Origin of the sequence: Heyndrickxia coagulans DSM 1 = ATCC 7050, from assembly GCF_000290615.1 — a bacterium.
Classification (GTDB): Bacteria; Bacillota; Bacilli; order Bacillales; family Bacillaceae_C; genus Weizmannia; species Weizmannia coagulans.
Window position 1 is genome coordinate 1 of sequence record NZ_ALAS01000256.1, and the last position, 9,511, is coordinate 9,511.

Annotated in this window: 7 protein-coding genes; 6 read left to right on the forward strand and 1 reads right to left on the reverse strand. The window is 47.9% G+C overall.

What is annotated here, in order from left to right; translation table 11 throughout:
• Window positions 1-471 precede the first annotated feature (471 nt).
• Window positions 472-702: a hypothetical protein gene (locus tag IC21_RS13840; protein ID WP_017554086.1), complete on the reverse strand. Its 231-nt coding sequence runs from the start codon at window positions 700-702 to the stop codon at window positions 472-474.
• A gap of 347 nt (window positions 703-1,049) precedes the next feature.
• On the opposite strand from IC21_RS13840, the gene IC21_RS13845 reads away from it, so the two are divergent.
• From IC21_RS13845 to IC21_RS13875, 6 genes are all read left to right on the forward strand, one after another.
• On the forward strand, window positions 1,050-1,610 hold the full coding sequence (locus IC21_RS13845; protein ID WP_026684237.1) for a glycerol-3-phosphate responsive antiterminator: 561 nt from the start codon (window positions 1,050-1,052) through the stop codon (window positions 1,608-1,610).
• 436 nt (window positions 1,611-2,046) lie between these two features.
• The gene (locus IC21_RS13855) at window positions 2,047-2,847 is read left to right on the forward strand and encodes an MIP/aquaporin family protein (RefSeq protein ID WP_029142931.1); all 801 of its coding nucleotides are present in this window, start codon (window positions 2,047-2,049) and stop codon (window positions 2,845-2,847) included.
• Window positions 2,848-2,859: 12 nt separating this feature from the next.
• Entirely contained in the window at window positions 2,860-4,350 is a 1,491-nt protein-coding gene (gene glpK / locus IC21_RS13860) for a glycerol kinase GlpK (RefSeq protein ID WP_029142930.1), read from the forward strand.
• Between the two features lie 507 nt (window positions 4,351-4,857).
• Complete coding sequence (locus IC21_RS13865; RefSeq protein ID WP_013858258.1) at window positions 4,858-6,486, forward strand: glycerol-3-phosphate dehydrogenase/oxidase; 1,629 nt, start codon at window positions 4,858-4,860, stop codon at window positions 6,484-6,486.
• A 255-nt stretch (window positions 6,487-6,741) separates the two neighbouring features.
• Complete coding sequence (gene dctA / locus IC21_RS13870; protein WP_029142929.1) at window positions 6,742-8,010, forward strand: C4-dicarboxylate transporter DctA; 1,269 nt, start codon at window positions 6,742-6,744, stop codon at window positions 8,008-8,010.
• 488 nt (window positions 8,011-8,498) lie between these two features.
• Window positions 8,499-9,179: a Crp/Fnr family transcriptional regulator gene (locus IC21_RS13875; RefSeq protein ID WP_029142928.1), complete on the forward strand. Its 681-nt coding sequence runs from the start codon at window positions 8,499-8,501 to the stop codon at window positions 9,177-9,179.
• Window positions 9,180-9,511: the final 332 nt, after the last annotated feature.

Sequence of the window (9,511 nt, forward strand, 5' to 3'; positions counted from 1 at the left end):
TCTAATTATTTAAATTATTACATATTTAGCCGCATTTTTGGGGGGGAATAGTTAAATTATCACGAAAAATTTTTACTCCTCAGAGCTGATCAACGCATATATCGGTTGAGTACCATCTCTTTAATGAAAAGGAGCCCACTAAATGGGAGCCTTTTCACTTTAATCAAAGGCTTCAACCTGGCGTCCCTTACGATGTAAAACCGCAGATGCAAACATTCAGAACGAGGGAGTTTAACACAGTGGGGAATTCATATATTGTCGACGGGGGGAGTTTGTACATTTTTATACAAAAATCCTTAGCTTTTTTAGTGTTTCCTCATTAATTTCACTTTATATTGAGAAAGGTGGTGAAGTTTGTAATGGACAAAAATAAGAAACAAGGTCAAGAAGTAACACCTCAGTTTATTCCGGGGTGTGGTACTAGGACGAGTCGTAGATGTTGTTACACCGATTCGCGTTGCCGATTAGCAGTTAACTACTATCCTGAAACTGGAAAAACCCGGACACTCGTTCATCCGTATCTGGTAAGTTTAGATCACTCAATTTTCTTGTCCTTTTTTTGGTTAATTCAACCGCCAGAAAAACAACTGACGGGACACCAAAAGCGAGTAAACCGTTTACCCAATTACCTTCCATAAAAGCTATTAGAATGCCTGTAACTAAAAAGCCAATAATTGCACTTATAATCCCGCTTCTTGTCATCTTTCTCTACCTCCTTCAAAATATATATAGCTGTTGCTTTTAAAACCCGATCATATACAATATACACGTGATACACGATACACGTGGAAAATGGCCTAAACTGAATAAAAAGAGAGCTGGCTTTTATGCAACCAAATGAGCCACTTGGTCTGATTCATCTGTTCTTAGCTGCGTGAAACATTCACTCATCTTTTTCACGATGACACAGAAAATGAAAAATTCCCGGGGACAGTCCCCTCAAAAGACCCGATTCATACACAGCCGGGAAGATCTTGTCATATACACAATGCGTACCGGTCCATCGTACGTGGTAAACTAAATTTGCATAAACATAAGGAGGAGAAAAAATGGCCTTTTCTCAAAGAATTCTTCCGGCTTCTGTCAACATGAAGGAGTTTGAAAGGTTTTTAAAAAGTGATTATGAAATCGGGATTTTTCTCGAACTACACATCTCACAACTCAAATACGTTGCGGCAATGGCAAAGGCGGAAGGCAAAAAAATGATTTACCATGTGGACTTGATCCAGGGCTTGAAGAGTGATGATTACGCAACGGAATATTTATGCCAGGAGTATCAACCTTTCGGGCTGATATCAACAAAAGCCAATGTTATACAAAAAGCAAAGCAAAGGGGAGTCGTGTCGATCCAAAGAATGTTCCTGATTGATTCGCATGCGCTTGAGAAAAGTTACAAATTAATTGAACGGACGAAACCTGACTATATTGAAGTTTTGCCGGGCATCGCGCCATGGATGATTACCGAAGTAAAAGAACGGCTTGGCATTCCAATTTTTGCAGGCGGGTTGATCCGTACGCGGGAAGATGTGGAAAAAGCATTGAAAGCCGGAGCAGAAGGCATCACCACCTCGGATACGGAATTGTGGGAAGCCTTTTTGGAAAAGAAATAACGACAGGTGGCTGTTCCGGGCGGCCGCAGCGTTTTTTTGCATGGGGCGGCACCCGGGTGTACAGCAGGCATATTGGCATGACTCCGGGGAAGCCCAAACCAGAAGCGGAAGCGGACTTCAGGTATGTGAAACATTCTCCCATTGGTGCCGAATGGGCACCAGCCGAATAATGGAAATGTTTTCGGAATAGAAGGGTGCCCGCTTCTTTCAACAAAATCAGGAAAATCCGCATATATTTTTTGTGAACATGGATTGACAAAATTTAAAGTAAGCGTTATCATCATACATAAGTTAATAAACTTGGCAGGAGAACAAAGAGATCCACTCCATTCGCAACAAATTTGCGGGCGTCGTGGGTCTTTTTGTTCTTTTTTGATGAAAGGGACCGGATTATTGCCGGATCAGCTTTTAATTCATTCGAAATGGAGGAAGGGGTATGAATCCATATTTAGCAGAATTGGTTGGCACAGCCATCCTGATTATTTTTGGTGGTGGTGTTTGTGCCAATGTCAATTTGAAAAAGTCATTTGCCTACCAGAGCGGCTGGATTGTCATTTCGTTCGGGTGGGGACTTGGCGTCGCCATGGCGGCTTATGCAGTCGGAAAATACAGCGGTGCCCATTTAAATCCCGCACTTACCGTCGGGCTTGCATTTAACGGGGATTTTCCATGGTCGAAAGTGGCCGGATATATTGTGGCACAAATGGTCGGGGCCATGATCGGCGCTGCCGTCGTATTTTTTCACTTTTTACCGCACTGGAAGGAGACGGACGATCCGGGAGCCAAACTTGGCGTATTTTCGACCGGGCCGGCCATTCCAAACTATTTTGCGAATCTTATCAGTGAAATGATTGGGACCTTTGTTCTTGTGCTCGGCGTTCTTACGATCGGGGCAAATAAGTTTACAGACGGGCTGAACCCGTTCATCGTCGGCATGCTGATTGTAGCGATCGGGGTTTCACTTGGCGGGACGACGGGTTATGCGATCAACCCTGCCCGCGACCTTGGCCCGAGAATTGCCCATTTTCTGCTCCCGATTGCAGGGAAAGGGCCTTCGAATTGGGGTTATGCGTGGGTGCCGGTTGCCGGTCCGTTGCTCGGGGGTTCTCTCGGGGGCGTTTTTTACCGGGCTGTGTTTAAAAATGATTGGACGCCCGCGTTTTGGTGTGTTTTGCTAACGTGTTTACTTGTATTATTGATAGTATGGATGATAGAAAACAAGAAAAAGAGAGCGTAAGGAGGAAACGGGATGGAGAAATTTATTTTATCCATTGACCAGGGGACAACGAGTTCAAGAGCTATTCTTTTTAACCAAAAAGGGGAAATTGTGCATACAGCCCAGCAGGAATTTCACCAATATTTTCCAAAACCTGGCTGGGTGGAACATAATGCGAATGAAGTGTGGGCATCGGTGCTCGCAGTTACGACGACTGTTTTAACAGAAGCGGATGTAGAGCCGAAGCAGATTGCCGCGATTGGGATTACCAACCAGCGTGAGACAACGGTCGTCTGGGATAAACAAACCGGGCATCCGATTTACAATGCGATTGTCTGGCAGTCGCGGCAGACAGCGGATATTTGCGCCGATCTAAAAGAAAAAGGCTATGCTGATATGGTCCGTGAAAAAACCGGGCTCCTGATCGATCCGTATTTCAGCGGGACAAAAATCAAATGGATCCTCGACCATGTTGACGGAGCAAGAGAACGCGCTGAAAAAGGCGAGCTCCTGTTTGGCACAATCGACACTTGGCTGATCTGGAAATTTTCAGGCGGCAAAGCCCATGTTACCGATTATTCGAACGCGTCCCGGACGCTTTTGTACAATATTTACGATTTGAAATGGGATCCCGAGCTGCTTGAAATGCTGGACGTTCCTGCTGCGATGCTCCCGGAAGTCAAGCCTTCCTCCCATGTTTATGCACGGACTGCGCCGTACCATTTCTTTGGTGAGGAAATTCCGATCGCAGGCGTGGCGGGCGACCAGCAGGCAGCGCTGTTCGGGCAGGCTTGCTATGAAGAAGGGATGGCGAAAAATACGTACGGCACCGGTTGTTTTATGCTTTTGAATACCGGCGAAAAAGCCGTTTCTTCCAAGCATGGCTTGCTGACGACGCTCGCATGGGGTATTGATGGTAAAGTCGAGTATGCCCTTGAAGGCAGCATCTTTGTGGCAGGGTCAGCGATTCAATGGCTGCGTGACGGGATGCGCATGATCAAAGACAGCGCTCAAAGTGAATCGTATGCAGAGCGGGTCGATTCAACAGATGGTGTGTATGTTGTGCCGGCATTTGTCGGGCTTGGGACACCGTACTGGGAAAGCGATGTGCGCGGCGCGGTGTTCGGGCTGACACGGGGCACCACGAAAGAACATTTTATCCGGGCCACGCTTGAATCGCTCGCCTATCAGACGAAAGATGTACTTGCTGCGATGGAGGCAGATTCCGGATTACCGCTTAAAACATTGCGTGCGGACGGCGGCGCAGTGAAAAACAATTTTCTCATGCAGTTCCAAAGCGATATGTTAGGCGTGCCGGTTGAACGTCCGGTTGTGAGCGAGACCACTGCACTCGGCGCCGCATATTTGGCGGGGCTTGCGGTCGGTTACTGGGAATCGCGTGAAGAAATTGCCCGCCAGTGGAAAGTGGAACGCAAATTTGAACCGTCACTCGCGGAAAAAGAGCGCGAAGCCTTATATGGCGGATGGAAAAAAGCAATCCACGCAACCATTGCCTTTAAATAGATTTATAGCATTTCGGCTGCCGTTCTTGCTGCAGCCGGCATGGTTTGATCCGGCTTGTCCTGTGGCAGTTTAGCTGTTGCAGGCGGCCACTGCTTTTCAATAGATTGCTATGGTTCGGTTTTCACAGCACCTTGGATTCCCGGCCATCCGGATGTGACTGCAGAAAATGCGGTATTCAGCCGGTTTTCCTTCGATGGCTTGTGCTTGTCTATTGGACTTTTAAACAGCTTTCGGGAAACGTGGCCAGCTATTGCTTTGTTGCCTCGCATGATTCGGGCGCCATTGCCTTCTATGTTTTGATGCGCTGCCTTATCTAACGGAGCAACGGCAAGAAACGGGGATTACTACATTTTCCCGGTGCATAACAGCTGAAAATCAGCGGAAGGTCTGTTATAATAAAAACAAGTTCATAAAATGTCAAGAGATGCAGAGAGACCTGGCTTGTTTTATGGGAGTTTTCCATAATGCATGTTTCAGGTCTCTTTTTATTTTAAGGAGGGGACGAAAATGGAATTTTCAGGAAAACAGCGCGGGACGGTTTTACAAGGCATGAAAAATAAAACGTTCGATCTGCTTGTGATCGGCGGCGGCATTACAGGGGCCGGCATTGCGCTTGACGCAGTGACGCGCGGCATGTCGGTAGCGCTTGTCGAGATGCAGGATTTCGCGGCGGGCACGTCAAGCCGGTCAACCAAACTTGTCCATGGGGGCCTGCGGTACTTGAAGCAGTTTGAAGTAAAGATGGTGGCTGAAGTCGGAAAAGAGCGCGCCATCGTTTATGAAAACGGCCCGCATGTGACAACACCGGAATGGATGCTGCTGCCGTTCCATAAGGGCGGCACGTTCGGCGCGTTTACAACGAATATCGGCTTGCGGCTGTACGACTTTTTAGCTGGCGTGAAAAAAACGGAACGCCGGAAAATGCTGTCGGCTTCGGAAACCTTAAATAAGGAACCGCTGATCAAAAAAGACGGGCTGAAAGGCGGCGGTTATTATGTCGAATACCGGACGGACGACGCGCGGCTGACCATTGAAGTCATGAAAGCAGCTGTCGCACATGGGGCGCTGGCTGTAAACTATGCAAAAGCGGAAGAGTATTTGTATGAAAACGGCCGTATCTGCGGGGCCACTGTTCGTGACCAGATCAGCGGGGAAACCGTAAATGTGCGGGCGAAAATGGTCGTCAATGCGACCGGGCCGTGGAGTGATAAAATGCGCAATAAGGACGGGAAAGGGAGCAAAAGCCTCCGCCTCACAAAGGGCGTGCATATTGTGTTTGACCAAAGCATCTTCCCGCTCCGGCAAGCCGTGTATTTTGATACGCCGGATGGCCGCATGGTGTTTGCCATTCCGCGCGGCGGCAAAACGTATGTCGGCACAACGGATACATTTTACGACAAAGACCCGATTCACCCGAAACCGCTCCCGGAAGATATTGATTACTTATTGAAAGCGATCCGCTTTATGTTTCCGGAAGTCAAAGTGACAGCCCATGATGTCGAATCAAGCTGGGCCGGCGTCCGTCCGCTGATTTACGAAGAAGGAAAAGACGCCTCCGAAATTTCGCGTAAAGATGAAATTTGGGAATCCGAAAGCGGCCTCGTGACAATCGCAGGCGGCAAACTGACCGGCTACCGGAAAATGGCGGAAACGGTTGTAGATCTTGTGGCGCGCAGGCTTGGCGGCAATTTCCGGCCGTGCCAAACGAAGCACTTGCCGATTTCCGGCGGTGACGTAGGCGGCTCTGAAAAATTGCCGGCGTTTGTCAAAGCAAAATCAAAAGAAGGGGAAGCAAGCGGCCTGTCTGCTGAAGCAAGCCGGGCGATTGCGGAAAAATATGGCACGAACGCGGATCACGTATATGCATACGCGAAAAGCTGGAAAGACGACTATCCGCTGCCGCGGGAAGTGTACGCCGTATTGAAATACGCAGTGGAACAAGAAATGGCGGTAAAACCGGTCGATTTCTTCATTCGCCGTACCGGTGCCCTTTTCTTTGATATCAACTGGGTCCGCAAATGGAAAGAGCCGGTCATGACATGGTTGGCCGCCGAATTTTCCTGGGATGCGGAGACAGAACAGGCGTACAGGGAAGAATTGGAAGAAGCATTGCGAGAAGCGGTACCGGAAGTATAAACTTGTCCCGGAAAAAGGCACAGACCCTGGTGGCGACTATTCATATTGGGAGTATACGTTCCCAGCATTCTTTCAAAGACAGCTGGCAAAAAGCAGCGGACACTGTTCCGCTGCTTTTTGCGTTTTGTTTAGACCATGCTTTTTTAAAAGCAAAATTTTTTTAATATAAAAATAGTGAAAACGGGAGAAACCTGTACTATAATAGAAATATAATTCGTGACACTAAAATGTAAGCGCAAACAGAGGGGATGGCAAATGAGGATCAACTTTCGGAATCTTACAGTACAAGTCGTGATTGGCATCATTCTGGGGATTATTGTAGGGCTTGTTTCACCTAAATTCGGCGCAGAACTGAATATTCTCGCGCAATGGTTTATTAAACTCATCAAAATGCTCGTCCCGCCGATTATCTTCTTTACGGTTATTATCGGGATCGGCGGCATGGGGGATTTGAAAAAAGTCGGCCGGATCGGCGGCAAGGCGCTTATCTATTTTGAAGTCGTCAGCACGGTTGCGCTCGCCATCGGTCTGGTTATCGTTAATTTGATCCAGCCTGGCCACGGCATTGATACAAGCCATGCGAAAACAAGCCAGGTTTCACAATTCGTCACGCAGGCAAAAGACAACGAACACGGTTTTATTGGTTTTATTTCCGGTATTATTCCAGAAAGCATCGCCGGGGCTTTTGTCAAGGGAGACCTTTTGCCAATATTATTCTTTGCGGTACTGTTCGGGGTCGCTGCCGCATCCCTCGGGGAGAGGGCAAAACCGGTTATCCGCTTTTTTGAAGACATAACGGAAATCTTCTTTAAAATTGTCGGCATTGTCATGAAAGTGTCGCCGATCGCTGCATTCGGGGCAATGGCCTATACAGTCGGTCAGTTTGGCGCAAGCTCGCTGATCAATCTCGGCGAATTAATGGGATCTGTCTACCTGACGATGATCATTTTTATCGTGCTTGTCCTCGGCGGGATTGCGAAAGCGTTTGGGTTTAATATTTTCAAATTCATCGCTTATATAAAGGAAGAACTTTTACTCGTGCTCGGGACTTCTTCATCGGAATCGGCGATGCCTTCCCTGATGAGAAAACTCGAAAAATTCGGCTGCTCAAAATCCGTTGTCGGCCTTGTCGTTCCAACCGGCTACTCGTTTAACCTGGACGGCACCGCCATCTACTTGTCAATGGCTTCCATTTTCATTGCGCAGGCGTACAATGTGCACCTGACGATCGGGCACCAAATCATGCTGCTGCTGATTTTAATGCTGACATCAAAAGGGGCGGCGGGCGTGACCGGTTCCGGTTTCATTACCCTTGCTGCGACTTTGTCTGCGTTCCCGGTTATCCCGGTTGCGGGGATCGCACTGTTGATCGGCGTGGACCGGTTCATGTCCGAATCACGCGCGCTCACAAATATTATCGGAAATGCCGTCGCGACGGTCGTCATCTCCAAAACCGAAAAAGAATTTGACAAAAAGGAAGCACTGGAAACGGCTGCCCATCCTACAGAATCGATTCCTTCTTAATAAGAGGCGCTCCGATTGGGGCCCTCTTCTTTTTTTAATATTGGCTTTGGAGAATACGCAAGTAGTTGAGAGATAGTTGCACTTTATTGAAGGAAGGATAAGAGGCGCTCCGGATGGGACACCCTTTTTTTAGCATTGACTTTGGCTTTGGGCGGTGTGCTTATTTTTGTGTACAATAGGGTGTGTTGAAAGAATTTGTCCAGCAGGCCACCTGCAGCTCTGGAATGAAAATTATGAAATTTGGAGAATACGCGAGTAATTGAGGGATAATTGCACTTTGTTGAAGAAAGGATAAGAGGCGCTCCGAGTGGGACGCTCTTCTTTTTTTAACATTGACTTTGGCTTTGGGCGGTGTGCTAATTTTTGTGTACAATAGGGTGTGTTGAAAGGATTTGTCCAGCAGGCCGCCTGCAGCTTTGGAATGATACCTATGAAATTTGGAGAATACGCGAGTAATTGCACTTTATTAAAGAAAGGAAGTGAGCGCTTTGGAAAACCTGCGTAAAATGCCACTTTTTAAAGGACTCGGGGATGCGGATCTGGCTGTGATCGCCGATATATCTGTTAAAAAGCATGCCGAAAAGGATGCGCATATTTTTTTCCAGGGGGACCCGCAGGAGGCCGTTTATTTTATTGAAAGCGGGGAAGTGAAAATTTACCGCACCGATGCGAACGGCAAAGAGCAAGTTGTCACACTGCTTCGCGATGGCGACATGTTCCCGCATGTTGGTTTTTTTCGTAAAATAAGCTACCCGGCGAATGCGATGGCGGTTGTGGACACGAATCTCGTTGCCATCCGGATTACTGATTTTGAAAACGTGTTGCTCAACAATCCGCAGCTGACCATGACTTTATACGGTGTGATGAGTGATGAAATCCTTGACTTGCAGGACCGCCTCGAAGCCCAGATTTTAAACAACGCTTACGAGCAAGTAGTCAAACTTTTTCTGCGCCTCACCCGCACACATGGCGTTCAGGAAAAAGACGGGTTTGTCCTCGTGAAAACCCCGCTCAACAACTCCGACCTCGCCAACATGATCGGCGTCACCCGTGAAACGGTCAGCCGCACGATCCGCCAGCTTAAAGAAAAAAACCTCATCCTCCCGCAGGAAAAAGGCACATATTTCATTCACCAGGAAAAACTGACGGAGGAACTGCTCGGGGTATGAGGAATTCTCCCGCCGGTAAGAATTAAAGCAAAGACAGACAAGGGGGCCGTCGTGGGAGCGAAGTGTCTTTCATCGGGGTATGAGGGACAACGGGGGCGTCCGAGGGGCGAAATGTCCTTCATCGAGGGTATGAAGGACAAAAGAGAGGCGTTCGTGGGGCAAAATGTCCTTCATCGGGGTGATGAAGGACAAAAGAGAAGCGTTTGCGGGGCAAAATGTCCTTCATCGGGGTGATGAAGGACTGATGCTAGTATAGTTTCATGGACACCCTTTAGTGAAATATAATATTAACGAAGGGATGTGTCCGGATATGGGTAACACAAGCGAAAAAC